A 24,945-nucleotide genomic window follows, 5' to 3' on the forward strand; every position below is an offset into this window, starting at 1 on the left:
AGGAGTAGGTATCAATGTCATTGTCTTTGGTTGTTATCTAATTCGTATTTTTTGTTAGCTTCAGGATGATGGTTGAGCTTTAGCCAAACGAGGAGTGCAGTTAAATCAGCTTTACTGACCCCTGGCAATTCAGCTGCTTGGCCAAGGTTTTTGGGGCTACATTCGGCTAATTTTTCTCGGGCTTCTTGAGAAATTGTTGTTATTTTTTGAAAATTTATATTATCTGGAAATATCCTTTTTGTTTGTCTTTTAAATTGTTCAATTTGTGCAGTTTGACGTTTTAAGTACCCACTATATTTGATGTCAATTTCTGCACCTTCTTTAACCGCTATAGGAAGTGTTTTGTCCGATAAGCCGTGTCTTGCTAAGTCAGTTATATGGAAACCTGGTCGACGCAATAGATCTGCCAATTGAATTGATCCTTTGATTGGCGCACCAGTTTCTTCTGTAATTAATTTTGCTTTTGGATCACTTTCTTTAAGTCTGTATGTTTCTAGACGCTGCTTTTCATCTTCTAGGGCTTTTTGCTTGGATTGATATAATAGCCATCGCCTGTGGTCAATCAGTCCGAGTTTGTAGCCGAGTGGAGTCAGACGTCTATCTGCATTGTCTCCTCTTAGTACAAGTCGGTATTCACTTCTACTTGTTAATACGCGATAGGGCTCACGAAGATCTTTACTAACTAAATCATCAATCATTGTCCCTATATAACTGTCTTCACGCCCAAAGTGTATTGCTTCTTGACTATTAATCAGTCTAGCTGCATTTACTCCTGCTACTAATCCTTGAGCTGCTGCTTCTTCGTAACCAGTAGTTCCATTTAGCTGGCCTGCAGAAAATAGCCCTCCTATCTTTTTTGTTTCTAACGATGGGAGCAATTGTGTTGCAATCAGATAGTCATATTCAACTGAGTATGCAGGGCGTAACATTACACAATTTTCAAGGCCAGGAAGTGTTCTAAGTAGTTCCAGCTGAATACTTTCTGGTAGGCCAGTCGAGAACCCTTGAACGTAAATCTCCGGAGTGTTCGCCCCCTCTGGTTCCAGAAAGATTTGGTGAGATTCTTTGTCTGCAAAACGTACTATTTTGTCCTCAATTGAAGGACAGTATCGAGGACCTTTACTATTGATAAAACCTCCATAAATAGGTGTTAGGTGTAGGTTCTCTTTTATTAGCTGGTGTGTTTTTTTTGTAGTCCGAGTTATATGACAGCTCATTTGTTCTCCACTAAACCAAGCCTTGGGATCAAATGAGAAGAAACGGTCTGCGGCAGTGCTTGGTTGTTCCTCTAAAGAATTTAGTTGAATGCTTCTTCGGTCAACTCTTGCAGGGGTTCCAGTTTTCAGTCGATTTGTTTGGAAACCTAATTTTTGCAGTGCTTCTGTCAGACCCTCTGCTGCTTGTTCTCCAGCGCGCCCTGCAGCCATTGATTGGTTGCCTACCCATATTTTCCCACCTAGAAAAGTTCCTGTTGTCAGAATTACTGCTTTAGCTTTGTAGATGCTTCCAAAGTAAGTTTTTATTCCTTTAATTTGTCCAATTCTTTCTTTTATAAGAGAGCTATTATTTTTAGAATTTTTATCCATCTCTTCTTCTACTTCAAGTCCAGTTACCATCGCTTCGCGAATAGCTAAGTTTGGAGTCTCGTGTAAAATTTGAAGCATTTTTTGTGTATATAAGCGTTTATCTGTTTGAGCTCTCAGAGCCCAAACTGCTGGCCCTCGGCTTGCATTAAGAATCCGTTTTTGTATGGCTGTTGTATCTGCTAATTTTCCAATAATCCCTCCGAGGGCGTCTACTTCATGGACGAGTTGGCTTTTAGCTGGTCCTCCAACAGCAGGGTTGCAGGGTTGCCACGCGATGCGGTCGATATTGAGAGTAAATAGAGCGGTTGATAGTCCTAAGCGAGCAGTGGTTAGAGCAGCCTCACAGCCTGCATGACCTCCGCCAACGACAATTACGTCAAAGGTTTCGTTGGTGTTGCTCAATTTGTCCATTTAGTCATCATGAGCTGTCTTTTGGTGCTATGCAGCAAGATTTCTAAATCGTGTGAATTGAGGCTCAAATAGTAGTTTTACTGTTCCAACTGGACCGTTTCGATGTTTGGTCACAATTAGTTCTGTGATACCTCTATCAGGAGTCTCAGGGTTGTAGTACTCATCGCGGTAAATCATTAGAACAAGATCAGCATCTTGTTCTATTGAGCCAGACTCTCTCAAATCACTAAGCATTGGACGTTTATTAGTGCGTGACTCGACACCTCGACTGAGTTGGGATAAAGCTACAACTGGAACTTTCATTTCTCTTGCCATTCCTTTGAGACCTCTTGTGATTCTTGAAAGCTCTTGTACTCGATTATCAGGGGTTGAGCCTTCCATTAACTGCAAATAGTCGATCACTACAAGTCCAAGTTCTTTTCCTTGTTCAGCAATTAATCTTCGGCAAAGAGAGCGCATTTCCAACACACTTAAATTTGGTTTGTCATCGATGTATATCGGCAGTTGACCAAGAGTATTAATACCTTGTCCTAGCAGTGGCCATTCTTCTTGTTGCAAGCGACCAGTTCTCAGTCGCCCACTTTCAATACCTACTTCCATTGAGAGAAGTCGATAGGTGAGTTGCTCTTTGCTCATTTCAAGGCTGAATATGCAGACCGGCAGTCCATGAAGCTGAGCCACATTTTTTGCAAGATTGAGCACTATTGACGTTTTCCCCATGGCCGGTCTTCCTGCAACAATGATCAAGTCACTGCGTTGGAGACCTTGGGTCATGGCATCAAGGTCATAGAAATTGACTGGGATTCCTGCTACAGAAGTTCCTAGAGAACGACTTTCAATTTCGTTGAATGTGCTTGTAAGAATTTCTGCTGTTGGCGTGAGCCCTTTCGAAGGTTTTTCTTGACTGATGGAGAAGATTTTTTGCTCTGCTTGATCTAGAACTTCTTCCATTGGTAGCCCTTGATCAAAACCTAGTTTGATAACTTCGTTGCCTGAGCGGATGAGCTGACGACGAAGAAATTTATCCGTGACAAGCCTTGCGACTTGTTCAATGGAAGCAGTGGTGGCGACTCTTTCTACTAGTTCAACTAAACGAGTGCTACCTCCGACTTTTTCAAGAGATCCAGTATCTGCTAACCAAGCGCTCATCGCGGTCAAATCTGTAGGCTTACCTTGGCTATGGAGCATCAAGGCAGTGCGAAAAATTTCCCGATGGGCATTGAGATAAAAAGCTTCTGGCTGTAGTAAGTCTGCGACTCTACTTATGGCATCTGGATCTAAAAGGATCCCTCCTAAAATAGCTTCTTCTGCTTCGAGGTTCTGTGGTGGTATTGAATCAGGTGGAGTTTCGAAATATGGTTCTTTTGAGGTAGGAGATTGTTTGTAATTTTTTGATGCCTGTTTGGAAGCATCTCCATTATTAGGTAGTGGGACGCTCACCATGTATACGAACCATTGAGAAGGGTGGGGACTTACTTTGGATTTCTTAGGTCAACCCTGCAAGTGATTAGTAGCTTGAAACTTCAAGGTTGATTTCAGCTGTAACTTCACTATGCAGCTTTACTTGAACCTTGTATTTTCCAGTGCTGTGAATTTCTGGGACGGTAATTTCCCGACGGTCTATTTCTTTTTTGGTTGCTTCAAGAATGACCTCTGCAACATCTCCATTAGTCACAGTGCCAAATAGAACTCCGTCTTCGCCTACTTGTTTTTTCACCGTGAAGCGGCCAATTGTGACCAATGCAGTTTGGAAGTCAAGTGCTTCTTGTTTGAGAGCAGCCTCTTGTTCAGCTTTTTTAGCTCGACGATGCTGCACTTGTTTCATCACTGCTGGAGTAACCGGTAACGCTTTCCCAAAGGGCAGTAGAAAATTCCTCGCATAACCCGGAGCAACTTCAACGAGATCTCCATCTTTGCCGAGGCTAAGGACGTCCTCGTTGAGAACAACTTGTACTCGCTTAGCCATGATATTGAAATTTAGAGATCAGCCGATTTACAACATTAATACGCGGCGGGCAGTCTGATGTTGCTCGCTAAGCCTAAGGCGCGCAAAAAACGAATATGTTGCCAAGTTAGGTCAATCTGTCCTCGTTGAAGTCCTTGAAGTGCTGAGTTTGGAAAAGCATGGTGATTGTTATGCCATCCTTCGCCAAAGGTGAGTGCAGCAACCCAGGCATTATTTCGAGAGCAATCTCCACTGTCATAAACAACATTTCCCCAACAGTGAGTGGCTGAATTAACTAACCAAGTCACGTGATAAACCAAAACCAAACGTAAAAATATTCCCCATAACACCATGCTCCAGCCATTTACTCCGCTTTCTTTTCCAATCCAAAAAAGTATTGCTCCTAAAGGAATTTGAAGTAGTAGGAAGTTTTTGTTGAGCCAACGGTAGTAGGGATCTTTGTACAAGTCTCCACTTAGACGGGGTACTGCATTCATTGCAGGGATAGGTTCGAACATCCATCCCATGTGACTCCACCAGAAGCCTTTGTGGCTGTTGTGGTGATCTGGATCCATATCTGAAAAAGTGTGATGATGCCTATGAAGTCCTACCCAATCAATTGGCCCATGTTGGCAACTTAAAGCTCCACAGGTTGCGAAGAAACGCTCCAGCCATTTAGGAACTACAAAAGCACGATGTGATAAAAGACGGTGATAACCAAGTGTTACTCCAAGGCATGCTGTAATCCAATAGAGAATCAAGGCTGAGCAGACTGCCTGCCAGCTCCAGAATTGTGGAAGTAGTGCAATTATTGTTAAAAGGTGGATGGTAAGCATGAACCCGACTGTTCCCCAGCGCCTTTGTTCTTTCTTTTCATATTGGCGATTGGAGACAGGTGGGGTATGAAGCTTTTGGGCAACTTGAAATGCCTTTTCTGAATCAATTGGCTTACTTAGAGGCGCAGGAGCTCCCATCATGCGATATGCCATCATTGATAAGCTAAATATCCGCCTACATTACCTGATAAGAATTGATATTACTTCTCTTTCTTTGATCTTAAATCTGATTTTGTGACTCCTGGCTTTCGTGAACAGTTGTTTGATGGGCGTCGTGCTATGGCGCATCTCATTCACGTTTGGCATGAGCGAAATGGTTGGTCACATAAGGTCTTACCCGCCCTAGCAGAATCACTAGATATTGGGCGGGTTCACAACTCGCAAATTTCTAATTTGCGCAATGCAAAACTTGCTTCCCCTGGCCCTGAAGTTTTTCTCGCTCTTGCCCAAGCTAATGCTGTCCTCCACGAAGGAATAGAAACAATTAGTGATCGCCTTGGAGAAATTCACCCTGAATTATTAACCGTGCTTATGGAGTCTGCGATTCCATTAACAGGAGATGATGGTCAACCTCTCAGTGCAGGGAAGTTGTTTGAAATCTTTCTTGGGTTAGCGCCTTTACCATCATGTTTCGATTGGTTTATTGAAGAAAGTGAGTCTGCTTTGCTAAGTGCTGCTTTGGCTGAATATTTGTGTTGTGGTAAATCTTGGAGGCTTTGTCGAGATGAGGTTATGTCTGCTTATCCAATTGTTAAAGCTCAGCGTCGCGAACGTTTTGCCCAGGTAATGGCTGGACTTAGGGATTACAGCGCTGAGCAATTAGATGGAGAACTAATTGATTTGCACACCACTCATTTGACACTGGTTGGAAAGGAATTCACTGGAAGTACAAAAGAGTTTCTTGACGATTTACGCTTAAAAGTCTTGGAAATGAAAAATCAAGAAACCCCTTGAGAATATTTTGCTTGACGAATCTTTCTAGCAAGACCCAAACGTTTTAAGAGCTTGATATGTTGCCAAGTTATATCAAATTCAAACCATCTCAGACCATGGCGAGCACTTTGGGGGAATGCATGATGGTTGTTGTGCCAGCCTTCTCCAAAAGTTAGTAGAGCAACCCACCAGCAATTTCTAGAGAGGTCTGGGGAGTTGAAATTTCGATAGCCAAATGTATGTGTAGCGGAATTGACTAACCAAGTGACGTGATATACGACCACTAAGCGTAGCGGAATTGCCCAAAGCACCAGGCCTATGCCTCCTCCATGTACTTGGTTCAATTCGCCATACCAATACAACAATAGAAAGATTGGTATTTGTAAAAGAAGAAACCAGTGATCTAGCCATCGGAAGAAAGGATCAGCTAATAGATCACCAGCAAGTTTGTGGCTATGTCGTAATGCAGGGATTTCATGAAGCATCCATTCGCTGTGGCTCCACCAAAAGCCTCTCCCTGCATCGTGATGGTCATTTGGTTGGTCAGAAAATTGATGGTGGTGTCGATGTAGAGCAACCCATTCAATAGGTCCGCTCTGGCATGCAAGTGTTCCCATAATTACCAGAACTCTCTCTAGCCAACGAGGAGCTACAAAGCTGCGATGAGAAACCAGCCTGTGAAGTCCGAGTGTTACTCCTAATACGGTTATCCAGTAGAGGATTGCAAAAGCTGTGAACCCTTGCCAACTCCAGAAACGCGGTAGAAGTGCAAAGGCAGCAGCTATATGCATAAAGAGCATGAAGCTTGTTGTGCCGCTTCGAAATGGCCTTTGACTGGGGGGCAGCGGCTCTCTACGTGAAATTATTCCTGCTCTTAGGCGGAGCTCACGGGAGGATTTATTAGATGGTGGGACAGTTGAAACCAAGATTACCTCCGTTTTATACAAATGCCGCTTCTTAGAGGATGTGAACAGAAGCGAATGGAATAGTGGGCGAAGTGAGAACTAAGAATAAGAATCTAAAGGAACTGTAAACCTCGTACTTCATTAGCTGTGTCTAGACCTCCTTCAGCTGAAATAAATGAGGAACTGGTTAAAGCATGGGCCAAGAAACTTGTTTTTTCTGTTGCTAAACAACAAGAGCCCTTGCGGCAAAAGCGAACAGAAGCAGTTATGCCTTGCCTTGAAAAGGTTTTGGATGCTTTCACCCAAGAGCGAGTTGGAACCCAGCATTTTGTGTCTACAACTGGATATGGTCATGGTGATTTGGGCCGGGAAGTAATAGATAAAGTTTTTGCAAGAGTTCTTGGAGCTGAGAGGGCTGCTGCCAGGCTTCAATTTGTCAGTGGGACCCATGCAATAGCTGCTGCATTGTTTGGGGTTTTGCGTCCCGGAGATCAATTACTTTCTGTTACAGGTAGTCCATATGACACTCTTGGGGAAGTCTTAGGTGTCCGTGGTTCAGGTCAAGGTTCCCTTGTTGATTTTGGTGTCTTATATGAAGAGTTGCCTTTGGATAAAAATGGAGAAATAGATTTTATTTCTTTAAAAAATGCTTTAGGAATTAAAAGGAGGATGGTTTTTATTCAAAGAAGTTGTGGTTATTCTTGGAGGCCTTCTTTGTCGATAGACTCTATTCAAAAACTCTGTGCATATATTCATCATAAACAACCTAATTGCATTTGTTTTATAGATAATTGTTATGGAGAGTTGGTTGAAGATAAAGAGCCTTGTCAGGTTGGGGCTGATTTAATTGCGGGTTCTTTGATTAAAAATTTAGGAGGAACAATAGTTCCAACAGGGGGTTATGTCGCGGGTCGAACTGATTTAGTTGAAATGGCTTGTTACCGGCTCACCTCTCCAGGTATTGGTATTCATGGTGGCATAAGTTTTGATTTAAATAGGGTTCTGCTTCAAGGTTTATTTCTTGCTCCACAAATGGTTGCAGAAGCATTGATTGGTGCAGATCTTGTCCTAGGAGTTTTTCAAGCACTTGGTTTTGAGGTCCAACCAGCATTGCCTGATTGCCGCAATGATGTGATTCAAGCAGTTCGGTTAGGTGATCCAAAGGCCTTGCAAGTTGTTTGCAAGGCCTTTCAGGTTTCGTCACCTGTTGGTTCTTATTTAGATCCAGTACCTTCTTCAACCCCAGGCTATGCAGATGATTTGATTATGGCTGGAGGTACTTTTATTGATGGAAGCACTAGTGAGTTTTCTGCAGATGCTCCTCTAAGACCTCCATATAACCTCTATGTTCAGGGAGGAACACATCATTCACATATAAAAATTGCACTAATTAGAGCTCTTTGTGAGCTTGTTAAGGCAGGATTCTTGGATTTGCCCCAGACTAGGTGAGGTTTTCTTGGTCCAATTTGATTGCCTTCAATTTCCCAGATCATTTTCGATTTGCTGACAATCACGAATACGCCGCTTTAGATGGCGAGTTTGTTCGTGTGGGCATTAGCGCTTTTGCTGTAGATCAGTTAGGCGACATAGTTTTTGTGGACCTTCCTGATATCGGCACTTCTTTAACTATGGGAGAAACTTTCGGCTCCGTTGAGTCAGTCAAAGCAGTTGAGGACATGTACGCCCCAATTAGTGGAGAAGTGCTGAAAAGGAATGAAGTTGTTCTTTCTAGTCCAGAAGACCTTCAAAATGATCCTCATGGTGAAGGGTGGCTTTTGTTAGTAAGGCCATCTGAACCTTCTCAATTGGAGGATTTAATGGATGCTGACTCGTATAAGAGCAAACTCGCAGCTAACTAAAATTATTTGATCATTTTTTTTGTAAGGCATTTCTTCTAAAGCCTTTTTAATCTTGCAAGGGTCTTAGGATTTATGCCCGTGCTTGATAAAAAGCCTGTGGCGGCGAGAATTAATGTCCTTTCTAGTTTTCTTGAAAGACATATTGGCCTCAACTCAAAGGATCAAAATCAATGTTTGAATGTATTAGGTCATGCTGACCTGGCTCAATTTATTTCGGAAATTGTTCCTGCCGATATTCTTGACTCCTCACCACCGAAGGGATCTTTCCCTGAAGGGTGTTCAGAATTGCAAGCACTCGATGAACTTAGGTTAATTGCCGTCCAAAATTGTGTTCGACGCTCCTTGATAGGACTGGGGTATCACGGCACAGCAACACCAGCGGCCATTCATCGTTATGTTCTTGAGAATCCTGGATGGTATACCGCATATACCCCATATCAGGCAGAAATTTCGCAGGGCAGACTGGAGGCTTTATTTAACTTTCAGACGCTCATTAGTGAGCTAACAGGCTTACCCATTTCTAATGCTTCATTGTTGGATGAGGCTACAGCGGCTGCAGAGGCTATGAGTCTTGCCTTTGCAATAAATAAAAGCTCTGATCGATCAAGATTTTTGGTTGATTCAGATGTTTTGCCACAAACTCTTGCTGTTTTGCGTACTAGAGCTGAACCTCTTGGAATTTGTTTAGAGGTTTCAGAACCAAGATTGTTTGAATTAAATGATGAAGTCTTTGGGATTCTTTTGCAATTGCCTGGTCGCAGTGGAAAGCTTTGGGACCCTTCCGATGTTATTGCCAAATCCCATAATGTTGATGCTTTGGTGACAGTAGCCATTGATCCTCTGGCGCAGGTTTTATTGGCTCCAGTAGGAGATCTGGGAGTTGATATAGCCGTTGGTAGTGTTCAAAGGTTTGGAGTCCCAATGGCTTTTGGGGGTCCTCATGCAGCTTTTTTTGCAACTAAAGAGATTTTTAAACGTCAGATTCCAGGGCGTTTAGTGGGTCAATCTGTTGATGCAGATGGTGAGCCAGCGTTGAGGTTGGCTTTACAAACACGGGAGCAACATATTCGAAGGGATAAGGCAACTAGCAATATTTGTACTGCACAGGTTTTGTTGGCTGTTATCGCATCGTTTTATGCGGTGCATCATGGTCCATCTGGCTTGAGGTCTATAGCTCTGAAAGTTCTTAGGTTTCGTGCTCAGCTCGAAAATTGTTTGATTCAGCTTGGCTATTCCCTTGTAAAGATGGTTCGCTTTGATACCGTTGAAGTTTTTGCTGACAATGCTTTAGAAGTTCACAAATTAGCGGAGGAGGAGGGTGTAAATCTCAGAGTTCTTCCTTTAGGCGCTTCTGTCAATGATGCGAAAGGCTTTGGGATTACTTTTGATGAACTAACTGATCAAAAAGAATTAGATACACTTCATAAAATATTGGCTAATGCTATTGGGAAACCTATCGAGTCAGTAGAAATAACTAATTTCAACCTGGAGTCTTTGCTTCCTGAAATTCCTTTACGCACTAAGAATTGGTTAACTCAGCCTGCTTTTAACCTTCACCATAGTGAAACAGAATTTTTGCGATATATCCAGCGTTTAGTAGCACAAGATTTTTCATTGATTCATGGAATGATCCCTTTGGGAAGTTGCACCATGAAGTTAAATGCTGCAGCTGAACTTGCTCCTATTAGTTGGAGAGAATTTTCTGCTCTACATCCTTTTGCTCCAATAGATCAATCAAAAGGCTATCAAAAATTAGTTTTAGACTTAGAGTCATGGTTAGCCTTATTGACTGGATTTGCGGGTGTTTCTTTGCAGCCAAATGCAGGTTCTCAAGGTGAATTTGCCGGACTATTAGTGATACGTGCTTGGCATAAATCGCGTGGAGACTTTCATAGAAATGTTTGTTTAATCCCTACTAGTGCTCATGGCACTAATCCAGCTAGTGCAGTCATGGCTGGATTTAAAGTAGTGCCTATTACCTGTGATGAATACGGCAATATTGATCTGGAAGATTTAGCTAAAAAGGCAGAAGCTCATTCCTCACAATTAGCCGCTTTAATGGTTACCTATCCTTCAACGCATGGAGTTTTTGAACCACGTATCAGAGATATATGTGATGTTGTTCATTTGCATGGTGGACAGGTTTATTTGGATGGCGCAAATTTGAATGCTCAAGTTGGTCTTTGTAAGCCTGGATCGTATGGAGCAGATGTTTGTCATCTCAACCTTCATAAAACTTTTTGTATTCCTCATGGTGGTGGAGGACCTGGTGTTGGGCCTATCGCTGTTGCTGCTCATTTAATTTCATATCTTCCAGGGCATCCGTTAGCAAATTGTGGTGGGAATCAGGGCATTGGCGCTATTTCTGCGGCCCCATTTGGGAGTGCAGGAATCTTGCCAATTAGCTGGATGTATTTGCGCATGATGGGTGCAGAAGGCTTGCGACAAGCAAGTTCAATTGCAATGCTGTCTGCAAATTACATTGCTCATCGACTAAATCCGTTTTATCCAGTTCTGTTTAAGGGCCTTAAAGGATTAGTTGCCCATGAATGTATTTTGGATTTACGCCCACTTAAAAAGATTGCTGGAATTGAGGTTGATGATATTGCTAAGCGGTTGATGGATTATGGCTTTCATGCCCCAACTGTTAGTTGGCCTGTGGCTGGAACTTTGATGGTGGAACCAACTGAGAGTGAAAGTCTTGAAGAATTGGACCGTTTTTGTGAGGCCATGATTTCCATACGAGCAGAAATCAAGGCAATTGAATTAGGTGATTTTGATGCTTTGGATAATCCATTGAAACGTGCGCCTCATACATTGGGAGCTGTTACAGCAGAGGAATGGGATCGCCCATATTCTCGTGCTAAAGCGGCTTTCCCATTGATAGAGCAGCGTAAAAATAAGTTCTGGCCGGCTGTTGCTCGGATTGATAACGCATATGGAGATCGCAATTTGGTTTGTAGTTGTAATACTTTTGAGGAGTTCAACGAACTATAAATTCATAGACCCTCTGGCCGAAGAGACCAAAAAGAGGTAAATTTTCATCGAAAACCGAATTTTTGGTTTTATTACGCTGCCTAGAGATGTTTTCTGACTAATCTTTGCCGCAGCGGTACTCATTGCTGGAGGGGACAGCATGATTCGCAACACTTCGTCTGATAAACCTTCATCTATCCATGAGAAGGAGGAGTTGATTCTGCCTTCTTTTTCGGAAGGTCTTGAGGTTGCAATGAATAGTGGGAAGTCATTTCAGATTGAAGGAACAAATGTGGTTCGTGTTCCATTTGGAATACGCCATCCACAAAAAAAGAGGCCTGAAAGGCCTCAAAGATGGGCAACCTTAGTACTACCTTTTCAGCCACTGGGCTCTCCAACTCCGCCCCCACAGGCTGCTTAATATTGCTTTATGCAGCGATTTTTATTGATTGGTTTTCAAGAATTTGATGGTAATAATCTCTTAATTGATTAGTAGCACTAGCCCAACCCCATCGTTCAGCCTCTTCTCTTGCTGCTTTTCGCATTGATATATGTTCAAGATCATTTTTTAGCAATCTTTGAGTGGCATTTATTAAACTCTGTGATCCTTGATTGTTTCCATCGGGGTTGAAGAGACACCCGTTTTTTCCATCGGAAATAATATCTGGTATACCTCCTCTATTTGCTCCTATTACAGGACACCCTGCTGCCATGGCTTCTAAGAGAACCAAACCTAGGGTTTCGGTGCTAGAGGGAAATAAAAATGCATCTCCTGAAGCATAAGCACTAGCTAATTCTTCTCCGGCCAGATATCCAACGAAAGTAGTTGGAGTGTTTTCAAAGGCTTTCTCTAGTTGTTGTCGGTAAGGTCCATCGCCAACAAGAGCAAGTCGTGTATGAGGTAATGCTTCTAATACAGGCTTAATTCTCTCTATTTGCTTTTCCGCTGAAAGTCTCCCAACATATATCAATAGCGCCCCTTCATCAGTAAAATTACCTAAGAGACGTCGACGCATTTCATCGTTACGTAATTCTGGGCGGAATACTTCTGTGTCAACTCCGCGTTGCCATAAAGCAGTATGTTGAATACCTTTCTCGCTAAGTTCTTTAACCATTGCTGTAGAAGTGCATAGATTGAGAACAGCTTGATTATGTGCAGCTTTTAAGAGTTCCCACAACAATGGTTCGAGCATACCCATTCCATAGTGCTCGAGATATTTCGGGAGATGTGTGTGGTAGCTAGCAATAAGAGGGATGTTATTTGTTTTCGCTAGCCATATTCCTCCTAATCCGAGGACCGCAGGATTTACGACATGAACTAAATCTGGTTGAAAACTTTCTAAAGCTTCTGATACTGCTGGTCCTGGGAGTCCAAGCTTTAATTCTGGATAAAGGGGTAATGGCATCGCTGGAACACCTACAACCTTGGCCCCCATGTAGTTGCTAGGGCATCCCTCAGGACAAAAAACGACTACCTCATCTCCCGCAGCAATGAGATGTTTAACTGTTTTTGTGAGACGCGTAACTATTCCATCTACCTTAGGAAGGAAAGTCTCGGTAAAAAAAGCGATCTTCACTTGCGTAATGGTGGAGAGAGCAGGTCCATTTATGACGGCTTTTTAATTGCTTTGGCTTGAGTGGATGTCCAAGCTGATACGCATGGAATCCGATTGCGATCGCAGCGGTCTGACCAGCGTCGCGCTACATCTACTACTTCAGTCAGCAAGCCATCATCAAGGGTAGTTGGATTTAGTCCAAGTTCAATAAAGCAGCGATTATCAACTATTAAGTCATTCTCTACAGCTTCATTCCTTGGATTTGGTAAGTGGTTCAGTTTCGCACCTGTAAGGGCCGCTACTTTCTTGGCAAGCTCACCAACTTGGTGACTTTCAGTCATTTGATTAAAGATTTTGACCCGTTCCCCTTTATCTGGGGGATTTTCAAGGGCCAATTGGACACATTTCACTGAATCTCGGATGTGAATGAAAGCACGTGTTTGCCCACCTGTTCCATGCACTGTGAGTGGATACCCTATTGCTGCCTGCATTAAAAAGCGGTTTAGAACGGTCCCATAATCGCCGTCATAGTCAAAGCGGTTTGTCAGTCTTGGATCTCTATTAGTGGCATCAGTATTCGTGCCCCAAACTATTCCTTGATGAAGATCAGTTATTCGTACATTGTCGTTTTTGTTGTAATAAAGAAAAAGTAATTGGTCTAGCGTTTTGGTCATGTGATAGACACTCCCAGGACTGGCTGGATGCAGTATTTCTTCTTCGAAACGAGTTCCATCTGGCTGAGGAACTTCTACTTTTAAATAACCTTCAGGAATTGTGGCTCCTCGGTGAGATCCATATCCATAAACCCCCATAGTGCCAAGGTGCACAATGTGGATATCTAGGCCGCTTTCTACAATTGCTGTTAAAAGGTTGTGTGTCCCGTTGACATTGTTATCCACTGTGTAGCGCTTAGTTGCGCTGCTTTTCATTGAGTAGGGAGCTGCTCTTTGTTCTGCAAAGTGCACGACGGCATTTGGCTGTTCGTGTTTGAGAAGCTTTAACAGCCGTTCGTATTCTTTTGAGATGTCTAGGTTCTCAAACTTCATAGGTTGACCACCTATTTCTTCCCAAGCTTTAAGGCGGTCTCCCATGCTCGAAATGGGAGTTAGAGACTCCACTTCCAGATCAATATCTATTTTTCGCCGACTTAAATTGTCCACGATTAAAACATCGTGGCCTTGGTCGGCCAAGTTCACTGCACAAGGCCAGCCGCAGAAGCCGTCGCCACCAAGAACTAGAACTTTCAACCCACACTCCTGGAGAAAAGAGCTACTCGCTCAATTTAGTCAAGCTACTACAGGCTTTTCAGCTAATGAAAACCACATAGCCAACTATTGCCATTATAAGCATTACTAGGCTAAAAATTATTAGCTGAAAGTTATTCCTATTACTAGACTCTTGGCTAATTACTTCAATTTTGGGTTCTTTTGCAAAGGCATTAAGCCGTCCGCCTGATTCTTCTGTAACGGACATTGGATTTCAATCGCTCGGCCGAGAATATTTAATTAATTACTTTAGAGGAAACATTCCGTTACTTTCCGTTACTGCTTTTAGTAACCAGCCCTGAGTTTGGGGAACTGGCGAATGCGGTTGATTTTTGAGGGATGCGGCCAGCAAGGAAGGCTTCTCTTCCAGCTTGAACAGCTTTTGCCATTGCTTTTGCCATTGCTGGCGGATCATTAGCCATGGCAATTGCACTGTTCACTAGCACTGCGGCAGCCCCCATTTCTAGAGCTTGGGCGGCCTCGCTAGGGACTCCAATGCCAGCGTCAATAATTACTGGGATTTTTGAATTTTCGATAATCAATCCAATATTGGCTTCATTTCTTATGCCTTGTGCGGAGCCAATTGGAGAGCCCAAGGGCATTACAGTTGCGCAGCCAATTTCTTCAAGTCTTTTTGCTAGAAGTGGATCAGCATTGATATATGGCAAAACTGTGAAACCTTCTTTAATGAGTTGTTCTGCAGCTTGAAGGGTGTCAAATGGATCAGGTAGCAAATGACGTTGGTCAGGGATCACTTCAAGTTTGATGAAATTGTTGTCTTCTTGACCAGACAGTTTTGCTAGTTCTCGCCCAAGTCGTGCAACACGAATCGCTTCTTCTGCATTTGTGCAACCAGCAGTATTAGGCAGCATCCAATATTTGGACCAGGCAATTGCTTGTATAAGCCCTTCATGACCTGGGGCCAGAGCTTGTACTCTTCTGACAGCTACTGTCACCATTTGGCTTTCTGAGAGAAGTAAGCTTTTTTTCATTACTTCCACGCTTGAATACTTCCCTGTTCCAGTGAAAAGCCTGCTACTGAAATCTTTCTTGCCGATTGTTAGCAGATCCTTGCTTTTTTTCATCGAAACTCGTTGAGCTGTATGAGAGGGTTTTGAATTGCCTTGTGAGACATCCTGATTCCATGATTGGACTTAGCTTGTCACCAAGGATCAGTCTGGTGGAATGAATGCCTTTTTTTCAATTGTTGGTGGCCAATGCTTCGGTGTTGGAGCAATCTATGCCTAGTGCGATTAAGGATGAGCCTCTGATACAGGAAATGCAAGTTGCGCCTGAACCAAAAATTGAAGTTATACCTTTTGTGATTGAAGGCTCTGTAGAGAGTTTTGACTCGATTGAGAGGGCAAAAGAAATAGCAAAGACACTTGCTCGAAAATGGTGTGGTACTTATAGCTCATTTAATGATGGCTCGAAACTTGATTTGACATTGTTCTTTTCTCAAGTAAAGCCGATTGGCCAAATAGTTGTTCTTCATGGTGAGGTCCTCATTGATGGGGTGACAACCAGTATTAGTGGCAATATAAATGCAAGATCTAATCAGATAGAGTTGATACTAATTTCGAATCAATTAATTGCAGGCATTGAACCAGGTGGAACTTTTTTAGGTTTAGATGGCATTAAAAGTTTGGCATGGAAGCCATCAAGATTAAATGATTCAGGCGGACGCTTAGATTTTAAAAATACTTGCAGTAAGGTAAATTCAAAAGCCCAATCCGTTTTCACTTTTTCCTGAACTGTTTGCAATATTCCTTTCCAATTGCTTAAGACGTTTAGAAGCAGTTTTGTTTTTAGGGTCCATAATTAATACCTCTTTATATAACTTTGAGGCTTCATCTTCTTGCATTAAGCGTTGCTTTGCAAAAGCTAAATTATTTAAAGCTACCGGGTAATTAGCCTTGGCTTTAATTGCTACTTTATAGTGAGGAATTGCAGATTCAAAATCTTCTTGGGCTGCTAATGCAAAACCTAGTGCATTTTCAATAACAGCTTTTGCTTCGCTAGGTTCATCCTCAAGTCTCTTTAAGGCTTTTTTAAGGGTAGAAGTTGCTTGTGGATATAATCTTTTTCTTAGTTGAACAGAAGCAAGTTCATATAGCTCTGCAGCATCTTTCGAGGAACTTGCACCACCTTTTTCCAGTTTAATCAGGTTAACTTCATCGCGACGAACTCTAAGAAGTTGTCGCCCTACTAAGATGGCAATAATAACAAGTAAGCCAGTTAGGCCGATGAGATATGTTTGTGGAAGAATGGTGTCCATAAGTTAATACTTTCGCAGTTCGGCTCAAACAATGGGCTAATTTTTGACTTCAAAATAGATGGACATCATCACGAGTGACTTTCTTAAAAGCTTTATATTCCCCCTAAATAGCAAGATAAAAGCTAGTTATGGGTCAATTTTTAGCTGAAGTGACTACTTCAGAAAAGCTTTGAGGGTCAAGTAAAGCTAGTTGAGACAACATTTTTCTATTCAGACGTATGTCTGCTTTTTTGAGTCCGCCGATTAGCCGGCTATAACTCATGCCATTAATTCTTGCAGCTGCATTAATTCGAGCAATCCATAGACGTCTGAAATCACGTTTGCGACGCCTTCTGTCACGGTATGCATTGCATAGTGCCTTCATGACACGTTGGTTGGCAGTGCGAAAAAGGGTTCCATTACTGCCTTTAAAGCCCTTAGCCAGGCGAAGTATTTTGTTGCGACGTTTACGGGCTACATTGCCTCTTTTGACACGTGCCATGAGAAAAATCGATGTGGAGAAAGTTAGGTCGGCGGATAGGCTTGAGAATTGTGTTGCCAGTCCTTTTTAGGAGTAAGGGAGCATCAGACTTACGTTTTCAGCATCCCTATCATCTACAACTGCTTTTGTTGCAAGATGTCTTTTGAGTTTGGGACTTTTGTGGTCTAGCAAATGATTGCGGAAAGCCCGACGCCGCATGAACTTGCCAGTGCCTGTTGCTTTGAACCGCTTTGCAGCAGCTTTGCGGGTCTTTAGCTTTGGCATATCTGTCTGAAGGCAAGCACAATCAACAACATTACTTCTTTGACCCGCCTCACACCAAATAGACATTATATGTTGCGCAAGTATTGGTCAGCTTTGACTATCTCAATTTATTAGTCGAATGACTTCTTCAAAGTTATTTCTACGTGCTTTTTGCTTAAGTATTCCAGCAATTCTCTCTGGGTGTAGCCACTATTCTGTAGATCCATCAAGAAAAGTTGATTTATCTGAACAGGCAGCTAGTGGAGATTATTCGAAAACTATTGGTCAGAACTCTTCTCTCTTAGTTGGTTTAAAGCCTTATTTGGGAAGAGGGACTTCTGATTTAAGACCGGCTGAATCACTACGTCTAAAAAGTACTGGCAAACTTTTGATATTGAAGGATGCAAGTGGATTGGTTCACAAATCTCATGAGATCACAATTTCTTGGCGAAAGGTCCCTTTATCGACGCCTAAAATGCTTAGAAGGCAAGTCATTGGACCTTTTGCAAGCTTTGAGTCTGCTGAGCGAGTAGCTCTTCAGTTAGAGAATGCAGGTATTTCAACGCAAATAGCACACCCTCAGGAATGGGAGCTTTGGGCTGCTTATCAAGCAACAGTGCCAAAGGCAATTAACGCTTTGCCCTGGAAGCAGACCCTTACTTCAGAAGTTCAACCTGTATTAAAGGGAGCCAGTGGGCATCGTTTAGTTGGTCCTATCAAGATAGAAGCTCCAGATGGAGTGCAATTCAATGATGGGGTTTATATGGGCCCCTTTTGGCTGCAAAAAGATGCATATGGAAGCTGGACATTCGTAGAGCATGTCCCACTTGAAAGATATTTACTTGGAGTTGTTCCACATGAGATTGGTCCTGCGGCTCCATCAGCAGCGCTTGCGGCACAAGCGGTATTGGCGAGGACTTGGGCCTTGGCTAATCGCCATCGCTTTGCTGTTGATGGATATCATCTTTGTAGTGATACTCAGTGTCAGGTTTACAAGGACCCTCGGCAAGCGAGTAAAAGGGTTAGAAATGCCATTACTAATACAGCTGGTAAATATTTGAGTTGGAGAAATAAGCCAATTCATTCTGTATATCACGCTAGTAATGGAGGTGTTATGGCTTCTGCTAATGAGGCCTGGTCAATGTCCTCTGTTCCATATTTGAAAGCCCGATTAGATGGCTCCAAAGAATGGGTGAATAGTTTTCCTTTACCTCTAAAAAAGAAAGCTGCTATTCATTTGCTTAAGACTAAGGCCAATGGAGCATATGGGCGCCAACACTCTCGATTTAGGTGGACACGTAATTTCGATGCTGAAAAGTTAAAAAATGCATTGATTTCTTTTAAAGTTGCAAATAAATTTCCTGGTCAGGTAAAGGTTTTGGACCGTGGCATTAGTGGCAGAGTGCTGGCTTTAGAGATTTTGGCTAAAGACAAATCCTTCAAAACTGTCTTGAAATTAGATGAAATTAGGAGAGTTCTTCCTGATTTACCAAGCACATTATTTGTTGTGAATGAATTAAAAGACGGTTCCTGGCAGTTTTTTGGTGGAGGTTTTGGCCATGGTGTAGGTATGTCCCAGTCGGGTGCTATTGATTTGGCAATGCGAGGATGGAAGACTTCGCAAATTCTTCAACACTATTACCCAGGTACAACTTATGGAACTTTGCAGGACTTACCCAAAGCCCCTTAGAGTTTCTGCACTGCGAGAATATTCATGGCTGCGGTTGCTGTGACTGGACAGTACCGACGTGGCAAGACAGCCTTGTTCTTGATTGCTTGTTGTTGTGCTGGTGCAGCACCACATTGGATGGAATCTGAAAGTAGTCTTTGGCCTGTTTTGATTTTGGTGTTTTTGTTAGGCAGTCATGGTTTGAGGACTGTTTTTTTGCGAGATCGTGAACAGTCGTTGGTCAAGTCGAATTCCAGCTCATTTCAATTAATAGATGAAAAAAGTTTGCCGAATGTTGATGTTTTGATTGCGGCCAGAGATGAAGAAGCAGTAATTGAAAGATTGGTTGCGCATATTGCCTCGCTTTCTTATCCCAAAGAAAAAATTTCTACTTGGATTATTGATGATGGGAGTCAGGATCGAACTCCCTTAATTTTGGAAAAGTTATGTTTGCAGCATAAGAATCTTCATGTTATTAGGCGGTCAAGTTCTGCAGGTGGCGGTAAATCAGGAGCTCTTAATAAGGCTTTAACCAAGGTGCATGGTGATTGGTTATTGATTCTTGATGCAGATGCTCAATTGCAGCAGGATTCACTTCATCGTCTTGTTTCTTATGCAAGAGCTGGTGGGTGGTCAGCTGTTCAATTGAGAAAAGCAGTGATAAATGCCTCTGAAAATCATTTAACAAGTTTTCAGGCTATGGAAATGGCTATGGATGCAGTTATTCAGCAAGGACGTTTAGCAGGAAGGGGAGTAGTTGAGTTACGAGGGAATGGCCAGCTTCTCTTTCGCCCAGTGATTGATCAATGTGGAGGTTTTAATGAAGACACAGTTACTGATGATCTGGATCTTAGTTTTCGCTTGCTTATTTCTGGAGCATTGGTGGGTATTCTTTGGGATCCACCAGTTCAAGAAGAGGGTGTTGGAACAATTCCAGGTCTTTGGAGACAGAGACAACGTTGGGCTGAAGGAGGCTTGCAGCGATTTCTTGATTATTGGCCTTTGTTGATGTCTAATCGGCTGACTTTTCTCCAGCGTTGGGATTTGATGTGTTTCTTTCTTCTTCAATACTCCCTTCCAATTGTTTCTTTATTTGATTTAATTACATCTGTAGTTACTAGAACGATGCCTGTTTATTGGCCTCTTTCAATCGCTGCCTTCAGTATTTCTGGATTAGCATATTGGCGTGGTTGTCGAACTATTAGTGAAGGGCCTGAATTACCTTCTCCTGATCCTTTCAGATTATTGATGGCAATCATTTATTTGGGGCATTGGTTTGTAGTAATTCCTTGGGTTACTGTTCGAATGGCTGTTTTCCCTAAGAAGCTTGTATGGGCTAAGACAAATCATCATGGACAACAAACGGTCCAAGTATGAGGTTGGGAAATTTTTAGATTTCTATATCTAACACTTTGCCATTAAAGAAATCAGCTAGATTTTTTGCTTTGTTGTCAATTTCATTGTCTACCTCAGCTTGCTTATTGCTGGTATTTGAATCTGTATTTTCTTTGCTTTGAGGCAATGAGTTTCGAGTTATTTGGTTTGTTGTGGATTGACTCTTTAAATGAAAGCTTGAAGAATTTGTTTGATTAGATAATTCTGCTTTGATTGGTAATGATTCATTATCAGGCAAGCTTTCTAGCATCAGCTCTCTAGGACTTCCAAGAGTTGTTTGTATGGCTTGCTCAAGAAGACTGAGTCGACTTTGAACCATTCCCATCCAGTTTGTTGATACTTGGATAAAGGCTTTTTTGTTAGTTAAGCGAACAAGTTTTGCTTGTTGCGATAGCAGCATTCTTGTAGAAGGAAGCTCGAGACTGCCAAGAATTTGTTGCCACAGCTCAGTCAAATTTTCCTTTGGTTCATTTTCAGTATTTATTGGAACATTGCTTGAATTGTTGATTCTGACTTTTTGATCGGATGGCTTAGTTATTGGGGCGATTGGCTGTTGGTTTTCTTGCGCAGATTTTTGTTTAATAAGGCTGATATCCTTTATTTTTCCTTTGTTCTCAAGTTGAATTTTGCTTTGGGTTTGTTCACTTCTTGACAGTAGACCAAGCAACAAGACTTCTAGCCACAGTCGAGGTTGCATACTGTGGCGTAGTTGAGTTTCTGTTCCTTTGAGCTTTGCTTGCCATTCTAAAAGCTTTTCAAGCGTCAATTGATTCGCAAGCTCTCCTAGTTCTTTGTGTAACTCCTGAGACACACTTGCCAGGTTAGGACGATCCGGGGCTGCATTTAGAAGGACGAGATCTCTAAGTATTGAGGCCAAACCTTGAAGAATTGGTAAGGGATCTCTTCCATGATCCAGAAGATGTCGGCAAGTGATTAAAAGCTTTATTGGGTCTTCTTGCGCTAAGGCATTGGCAAGTGTTAGCAACTCTTGCTCAGGAACGGCACCTATTAAATCCCAAACTGAATTGATTTGGATTGGCTGTGGTAGCAGACTGAGCTGGTCCAGCAGACTTTCAGCATCTCTTAGGCCTCCTTGAGCTCTTTGAGCAATTAAATCAAGTGCTTTTGGCTCAATTGAAATTGCTTCTTTAGAAGCAATCATTGCGAGATGTTTGGTTAGTGCTTTGAGTGGAATTCTTCTAAAATCAAAGCATTGGCAACGACTAAGAATAGTTGGCAGTACTCGCTGTGGATCTGTTGTGGCAAGTACAAATACAACTTTTGGGGGTGGCTCTTCAAGTGTTTTGAGTAGTGCATTGAAGGCAGCGGTGGAGAGCATATGACATTCGTCTATTACATAGACTTTCCATCGAGCTTGGACAGGGGAGAAACGAGACCTTTCAATTAGTTCACGGATATTGTCAACACCTGTGTTGGAAGCAGCGTCAATTTCTATTACGTCCAGTGATGTGCCTAAGGAAATAGCGTTGCAAACCTCGCAACTACCGCATGGTTCAGTGGTTGGTTGTGTACTTGAGAGGCAATTTAAAGAGCGGGCCAGAATTCTTGCACTTGAGGTTTTCCCTGTTCCTCTAGGCCCACTAAATAGATAAGCAGGAGCTATTCGATTTGAAATAAGTGCTTGTTTCAGAGTTGTTGCAATAGCCTCTTGACCTACAAGCTCGTCGAAGCGTTCCGGTCTGTATTTGTGATGCAGCGGCTGGTAGGTCTCGCTCATTCGCTGCTTGCGACATATCAAGAATACTCATTTTTTAGACTTTGCTTTCTTAAGGAGCCTAGTAATTTCAACTTCAACACTTTCTATAGTATTTAATTGATCACCAAGATTTTGTCCTTGCACGATCAAAGCTTGTGTTTTTTGGTTTTGATATGGACTTGTATTTGATTGTTGATTAGTATTGATCAAACCCTCTAATTCTTGTAAAGTCGATTCAAGCTTATTAATGAGAATTAATCGTAATCTTTTAAGGATTTTTGTTATTTTCTGAGCTTTTTGTTGCGTAGACTTGTCAGTTAGGTCTTGCTTTAAAAGGAGATTTAAAGTAGTCCAAAAGGCTGCAGGTATTATCGTTCCTATTGCCATTGCGCCAAGACTGCTTTTTTTGAGGAAGTCTTCTGTTTGGTTGCTGTGATGCTTGCCTGTTTTGCACCAGTTTGCAAAATGCTCACAATTATTGAAAAGTAAGTTGTATCTTTGTTCCCCAATTCGACTAATTGCTCGTCGTAAAGTTAAATCATTTGAGGAAGCATTATCATGAATGATTACCTTAATATTTTGACCTGCACTGAAATCTTGAATTGAGCTTCTAAGAATTTCATGCCCCTCTTGATAATGAGCCACTGTCCCATCGCCTAGATCAATCCCGTGATGCTTAAAAAGACCATGATGCCTTGGTACTTCAAGATGATCGGCGACACTCACGTATTTATGCAGGCTCTTGTTCTGAGCGTTCCTCTTTAGAAGGTAGTGATAAAACTTTTCCACCGGTATGTTCATCAACCATTGCTCTAGTGATGGTGAAATTTTTCACATTCTTTTTAGATGGCAGGTCATACATGAGTTCAAGCATTAATTCCTCAATTATTCCTCTTAATGCTCTTGCACCGGTTTTACGCCTATGAGCTTCCTGAGCAATAGCTTCAACAGCATTATTGTCAAATTCCAGTTCAACATTGTCCATGCTGAGAAGGGTTTTGAATTGTTTTACAAGTGCATCACGAGGCTCGGTAAGAATTGATTCCAAAGCTTCTGCATCTAGAGGGTCTAAGACAGCAGTTACGGGAATTCGGCCGATAAATTCTGGGATCAGGCCATAGCGCACGAGATCGTCTGGTTCGAGATGATGGAGCACCTCTTGGGCTTTTAAATCTCTATTTATAACGTTTCTTCCATGTTTATCGCTTTGCGTGAACCCTATTGAATTACGACCCAATCGTTTTTGAATTACATCTTCAAGGCCTACAAACGCACCTCCACAAATGAAAAGTATCTGACTTGTATCGATTTGTATGCAATCGTGATAAGGGTGTTTGCGCCCTCCCTGTGGAGGAACATTTGCTACTGTGCCTTCAAGCATTTTCAGCAACGCTTGCTGAACGCCTTCTCCAGATACGTCTCTAGTTATAGAAGGATTTTCACTTTTTCTGGCTATTTTATCTATTTCGTCTAGGTAAATAATTCCTCTTTGAGCTAAATCGACATCCATATCTGCTTTTTGTAGAAGTCGAAGCAGGATATTTTCTACGTCTTCGCCTACGTAACCTGCTTCTGTAAGTGTTGTTGCATCCGCTACTGCGAATGGAACATCAAGGAGTTCTGCGAGTGTTTGTGCAAGAAGGGTTTTGCCGCAACCAGTTGGGCCAATTAATAAAATGTTCGATTTGTGCAACTTGGTGGCTGTCTTATCAGTTTCACCTTGGCCATCTCCTTGCCATGCCAGCCTTTTGTAGTGATTGTAAACAGCGACTGAGAGGATTTTTTTTGCAGCTTCTTGTCCCACTACTTGGTCATCTAAGAAAGTTTTGATTGCTAATGGTTTTGGTATAGAGGCCAGTGTGGGTGCAGGTTTTCCACTATGACGAGTTGCTGGTGAACTTTTGCGATTAGCTTCATTGCTTTGTCTCGAGCTTCCATTGGTTTGGCTATCTAAAAGCTCCTCATCCAAAATTTCATTGCATAGGTCTATGCATTCATCACAAATGTAAACTCCAGGCCCTGCTATAAGCTTTCGCACTTGCTCTTGCGACTTGCCACAAAATGAGCATTTCAGATGGGCGTCGAACTTTGCCATCGGCGGGCTGAATAGTTCAGATAGTAGTTACAGGATTGACGGAATGGTGAGTCAGCCTGAGCTCATAGGATCGTTCGGGATAAGTGCTTCGTCAGCCTTCCTTAACGATTCAAGTGTTTAGAGACTGGTGACCACTTTGTCAATTAGGCCATATTCAACCGCTTCTTGCGGCGAAAGGAAGAGGTCTCTGTCAGTATCCTCAGCAATCTTGTTGAGAGGTTGTCCAGTGTGTTGGGCTATGAGTTCATTAAGTGTGTCTTTTAAGAAGAGAATTTCTTTAGCTTGAATTTCAATTTCTACTGCTTGTCCTTGTGCACCACCGAGTGGTTGATGAATCATAATTCGTGCATTAGGCAGGGCTAGACGCTTACTTTTTGCTCCGCCAGAAAGGAGAAAAGCACCCATACTTGCGGCGAGTCCATAGCAGATAGTTACTACATCTGGGTTTACTTGCTGCATAGTGTCGTAGATCGCTAGTCCTGCAGTCACTGAGCCCCCAGGCGAGTTGATATAGATCTGTATATCTTTTTCGGGATCCTCGGCTTCTAAGAAAAGCATTTGCGCTACCAGTGCATCTGCTACTTGATCATTTACTTCAGTGCCGAGAAAAATAATTCTTTCTCGGAGTAATCGTGAGTAAATATCAAATGATCGGTCTCCTCGCCCTGATTGCTCAATAACTGTGGGGAGAATTCCTGGGCCTGAGGAAGGGCGGTACCCATGCCATTGATTATGAATGGGATGAGTTTGGATATTGTTGATCACGCGCAAGAGGAGATACGGTTAATTGGAATC

General features: G+C 42.4%; 24 protein-coding genes. 8 read left to right on the plus strand and 16 right to left on the minus strand.

What is annotated here, in order from left to right; translation table 11 throughout:
* Positions 1-17: 17 nt before the first annotated feature.
* The 4 genes from mnmG to SOI82_RS07085 form a co-directional block, all read right to left on the minus strand.
* Positions 18-1,997, minus strand: a complete 1,980-nt coding sequence (mnmG, locus tag SOI82_RS07070) for a tRNA uridine-5-carboxymethylaminomethyl(34) synthesis enzyme MnmG (protein ID WP_320666747.1) — start codon at positions 1,995-1,997, stop codon at positions 18-20.
* Between the two features lie 27 nt (positions 1,998-2,024).
* Positions 2,025-3,440, minus strand: a complete 1,416-nt coding sequence (gene dnaB, locus SOI82_RS07075) for a replicative DNA helicase (RefSeq protein ID WP_320666748.1) — start codon at positions 3,438-3,440, stop codon at positions 2,025-2,027.
* Positions 3,441-3,504: 64 nt separating this feature from the next.
* Positions 3,505-3,963, minus strand: coding sequence for a 50S ribosomal protein L9 (rplI, locus tag SOI82_RS07080; RefSeq protein WP_320666749.1), 459 nt, complete (start codon positions 3,961-3,963; stop codon positions 3,505-3,507).
* 35 nt (positions 3,964-3,998) lie between these two features.
* Positions 3,999-4,931 (minus strand): acyl-CoA desaturase, encoded by a 933-nt coding sequence (locus tag SOI82_RS07085; protein WP_320668376.1) that lies wholly within the window; start codon positions 4,929-4,931, stop codon positions 3,999-4,001.
* Positions 4,932-5,012: 81 nt separating this feature from the next.
* Between SOI82_RS07085 and SOI82_RS07090 the strand changes: the two genes are divergently transcribed.
* Positions 5,013-5,732: a hypothetical protein gene (locus SOI82_RS07090; RefSeq protein ID WP_320666750.1), complete on the plus strand. Its 720-nt coding sequence runs from the start codon at positions 5,013-5,015 to the stop codon at positions 5,730-5,732.
* Here the strand turns inward: SOI82_RS07090 and SOI82_RS07095 are convergent.
* Positions 5,717-6,637: an acyl-CoA desaturase gene (locus SOI82_RS07095; RefSeq protein ID WP_320666751.1), complete on the minus strand. Its 921-nt coding sequence runs from the start codon at positions 6,635-6,637 to the stop codon at positions 5,717-5,719. The two genes, SOI82_RS07090 and SOI82_RS07095, sit on opposite strands and share 16 nt — an antisense overlap.
* 126 nt (positions 6,638-6,763) lie before the next feature.
* Here SOI82_RS07095 and SOI82_RS07100 point away from each other — a divergent pair, with 126 nt between their 5' ends.
* The 4 genes from SOI82_RS07100 to SOI82_RS07115 all read left to right on the plus strand — a co-directional run bounded on the left by SOI82_RS07100 (position 6,764) and on the right by SOI82_RS07115 (position 11,872).
* A complete protein-coding gene (locus tag SOI82_RS07100) occupies positions 6,764-8,065 on the plus strand; it encodes an aminotransferase class I/II-fold pyridoxal phosphate-dependent enzyme (RefSeq protein ID WP_320666752.1) in 1,302 nt (433 codons plus the stop codon).
* Positions 8,066-8,085: 20 nt separating this feature from the next.
* Positions 8,086-8,475: a glycine cleavage system protein GcvH gene (gene gcvH / locus SOI82_RS07105; protein WP_320668377.1), complete on the plus strand. Its 390-nt coding sequence runs from the start codon at positions 8,086-8,088 to the stop codon at positions 8,473-8,475.
* 72 nt (positions 8,476-8,547) lie between these two features.
* On the plus strand, positions 8,548-11,472 hold the full coding sequence (gcvP, locus tag SOI82_RS07110; RefSeq protein ID WP_320666753.1) for an aminomethyl-transferring glycine dehydrogenase: 2,925 nt from the start codon (positions 8,548-8,550) through the stop codon (positions 11,470-11,472).
* Positions 11,473-11,611: 139 nt separating this feature from the next.
* The gene (locus SOI82_RS07115; protein ID WP_320666754.1) at positions 11,612-11,872 is read left to right on the plus strand and encodes a hypothetical protein; all 261 of its coding nucleotides are present in this window, start codon (positions 11,612-11,614) and stop codon (positions 11,870-11,872) included.
* 7 nt (positions 11,873-11,879) lie between these two features.
* On the opposite strand, the gene SOI82_RS07120 is transcribed toward SOI82_RS07115, so the two are convergent.
* The 4 genes from SOI82_RS07120 to SOI82_RS07135 are packed head-to-tail and all read right to left on the minus strand — an operon-like array spanning position 11,880 to position 15,357.
* Complete coding sequence (locus SOI82_RS07120) at positions 11,880-13,028, minus strand: glycosyltransferase family 1 protein (protein ID WP_320666755.1); 1,149 nt, start codon at positions 13,026-13,028, stop codon at positions 11,880-11,882.
* A gap of 29 nt (positions 13,029-13,057) precedes the next feature.
* The gene (locus SOI82_RS07125; RefSeq protein WP_320666756.1) at positions 13,058-14,254 is read right to left on the minus strand and encodes an NAD-dependent epimerase/dehydratase family protein; all 1,197 of its coding nucleotides are present in this window, start codon (positions 14,252-14,254) and stop codon (positions 13,058-13,060) included.
* 58 nt (positions 14,255-14,312) lie between these two features.
* Positions 14,313-14,480 (minus strand): high light inducible protein, encoded by a 168-nt coding sequence (locus SOI82_RS07130; protein ID WP_320666757.1) that lies wholly within the window; start codon positions 14,478-14,480, stop codon positions 14,313-14,315.
* Between the two features lie 58 nt (positions 14,481-14,538).
* Positions 14,539-15,357, minus strand: a complete 819-nt coding sequence (locus SOI82_RS07135; protein ID WP_320666758.1) for a thiazole synthase — start codon at positions 15,355-15,357, stop codon at positions 14,539-14,541.
* Between the two features lie 104 nt (positions 15,358-15,461).
* On the opposite strand from SOI82_RS07135, the gene SOI82_RS07140 reads away from it, so the two are divergent.
* Positions 15,462-16,025: a hypothetical protein gene (locus SOI82_RS07140; RefSeq protein WP_320666759.1), complete on the plus strand. Its 564-nt coding sequence runs from the start codon at positions 15,462-15,464 to the stop codon at positions 16,023-16,025.
* On the opposite strand, the gene SOI82_RS07145 is transcribed toward SOI82_RS07140, so the two are convergent.
* From SOI82_RS07145 to rpmI, 3 genes are all read right to left on the minus strand, one after another.
* A complete protein-coding gene (locus SOI82_RS07145; protein WP_320666760.1) occupies positions 15,993-16,550 on the minus strand; it encodes a tetratricopeptide repeat protein in 558 nt (185 codons plus the stop codon). The two genes, SOI82_RS07140 and SOI82_RS07145, sit on opposite strands and share 33 nt — an antisense overlap.
* Before the next feature lie 133 nt (positions 16,551-16,683).
* Positions 16,684-17,031: a 50S ribosomal protein L20 gene (gene rplT / locus SOI82_RS07150; RefSeq protein ID WP_320666761.1), complete on the minus strand. Its 348-nt coding sequence runs from the start codon at positions 17,029-17,031 to the stop codon at positions 16,684-16,686.
* A 66-nt stretch (positions 17,032-17,097) separates the two neighbouring features.
* Positions 17,098-17,295: a 50S ribosomal protein L35 gene (gene rpmI / locus SOI82_RS07155; protein WP_320668378.1), complete on the minus strand. Its 198-nt coding sequence runs from the start codon at positions 17,293-17,295 to the stop codon at positions 17,098-17,100.
* A gap of 118 nt (positions 17,296-17,413) precedes the next feature.
* On the opposite strand from rpmI, the gene SOI82_RS07160 reads away from it, so the two are divergent.
* On the plus strand, positions 17,414-18,964 hold the full coding sequence (locus SOI82_RS07160) for a SpoIID/LytB domain-containing protein (RefSeq protein ID WP_320666762.1): 1,551 nt from the start codon (positions 17,414-17,416) through the stop codon (positions 18,962-18,964).
* A 24-nt stretch (positions 18,965-18,988) separates the two neighbouring features.
* Positions 18,989-20,320 carry a glycosyltransferase family 2 protein gene (locus SOI82_RS07165; protein ID WP_320666763.1) on the plus strand — a complete coding sequence of 444 codons (1,332 nt, stop codon included), beginning with the start codon at positions 18,989-18,991 and terminating at the stop codon, positions 20,318-20,320.
* Positions 20,321-20,333: 13 nt separating this feature from the next.
* Here SOI82_RS07165 and SOI82_RS07170 read toward each other — a convergent pair whose 3' ends face one another.
* From SOI82_RS07170 to clpP, 4 genes are all read right to left on the minus strand, one after another.
* Positions 20,334-22,076, minus strand: coding sequence for a DNA polymerase III subunit gamma/tau (locus tag SOI82_RS07170; protein WP_320666764.1), 1,743 nt, complete (start codon positions 22,074-22,076; stop codon positions 20,334-20,336).
* A gap of 27 nt (positions 22,077-22,103) precedes the next feature.
* Positions 22,104-22,781, minus strand: coding sequence for a lecithin retinol acyltransferase family protein (locus SOI82_RS07175; RefSeq protein ID WP_320666765.1), 678 nt, complete (start codon positions 22,779-22,781; stop codon positions 22,104-22,106).
* A gap of 4 nt (positions 22,782-22,785) precedes the next feature.
* A complete protein-coding gene (clpX, locus tag SOI82_RS07180) occupies positions 22,786-24,150 on the minus strand; it encodes an ATP-dependent protease ATP-binding subunit ClpX (RefSeq protein WP_320666766.1) in 1,365 nt (454 codons plus the stop codon).
* Between the two features lie 117 nt (positions 24,151-24,267).
* Positions 24,268-24,915 carry an ATP-dependent Clp endopeptidase proteolytic subunit ClpP gene (gene clpP, locus SOI82_RS07185; RefSeq protein ID WP_414153498.1) on the minus strand — a complete coding sequence of 216 codons (648 nt, stop codon included), beginning with the start codon at positions 24,913-24,915 and terminating at the stop codon, positions 24,268-24,270.
* Positions 24,916-24,945 lie beyond the last annotated feature (30 nt).

Source organism: Prochlorococcus sp. MIT 1307 (assembly GCF_034092395.1).
GTDB lineage: Bacteria > Cyanobacteriota > Cyanobacteriia > PCC-6307 > Cyanobiaceae > AG-363-K07.

Excerpts from the sequence above, each read along its gene's own strand:
- clpX (WP_320666766.1), bottom strand. The coding sequence starts at position 24,150 with ATGGCAAAGTTCGACGCCCATCTGAAATGCTCATTTTGTGGCAAGTCG.
- dnaB (WP_320666748.1), bottom strand. The coding sequence starts at position 3,440 with ATGGTGAGCGTCCCACTACCTAATAATGGAGATGCTTCCAAACAGGCA.
- SOI82_RS07165 (WP_320666763.1), top strand. The coding sequence starts at position 18,989 with ATGGCTGCGGTTGCTGTGACTGGACAGTACCGACGTGGCAAGACAGCC.
- rplI (WP_320666749.1), bottom strand. The coding sequence starts at position 3,963 with ATGGCTAAGCGAGTACAAGTTGTTCTCAACGAGGACGTCCTTAGCCTC.
- rpmI (WP_320668378.1), bottom strand. The coding sequence starts at position 17,295 with ATGCCAAAGCTAAAGACCCGCAAAGCTGCTGCAAAGCGGTTCAAAGCA.
- gcvP (WP_320666753.1), top strand. The coding sequence starts at position 8,548 with ATGCCCGTGCTTGATAAAAAGCCTGTGGCGGCGAGAATTAATGTCCTT.
- SOI82_RS07140 (WP_320666759.1), top strand. The coding sequence starts at position 15,462 with ATGCCTTTTTTTCAATTGTTGGTGGCCAATGCTTCGGTGTTGGAGCAA.
- rplT (WP_320666761.1), bottom strand. The coding sequence starts at position 17,031 with ATGGCACGTGTCAAAAGAGGCAATGTAGCCCGTAAACGTCGCAACAAA.
- SOI82_RS07145 (WP_320666760.1), bottom strand. The coding sequence starts at position 16,550 with ATGGACACCATTCTTCCACAAACATATCTCATCGGCCTAACTGGCTTA.
- SOI82_RS07085 (WP_320668376.1), bottom strand. The coding sequence starts at position 4,931 with ATGGCATATCGCATGATGGGAGCTCCTGCGCCTCTAAGTAAGCCAATT.
- SOI82_RS07115 (WP_320666754.1), top strand. The coding sequence starts at position 11,612 with ATGATTCGCAACACTTCGTCTGATAAACCTTCATCTATCCATGAGAAG.
- SOI82_RS07170 (WP_320666764.1), bottom strand. The coding sequence starts at position 22,076 with ATGAGCGAGACCTACCAGCCGCTGCATCACAAATACAGACCGGAACGC.
- SOI82_RS07130 (WP_320666757.1), bottom strand. The coding sequence starts at position 14,480 with ATGTCCGTTACAGAAGAATCAGGCGGACGGCTTAATGCCTTTGCAAAA.
- mnmG (WP_320666747.1), bottom strand. The coding sequence starts at position 1,997 with ATGGACAAATTGAGCAACACCAACGAAACCTTTGACGTAATTGTCGTT.
- SOI82_RS07160 (WP_320666762.1), top strand. The coding sequence starts at position 17,414 with ATGACTTCTTCAAAGTTATTTCTACGTGCTTTTTGCTTAAGTATTCCA.
- SOI82_RS07135 (WP_320666758.1), bottom strand. The coding sequence starts at position 15,357 with ATGAAAAAAAGCAAGGATCTGCTAACAATCGGCAAGAAAGATTTCAGT.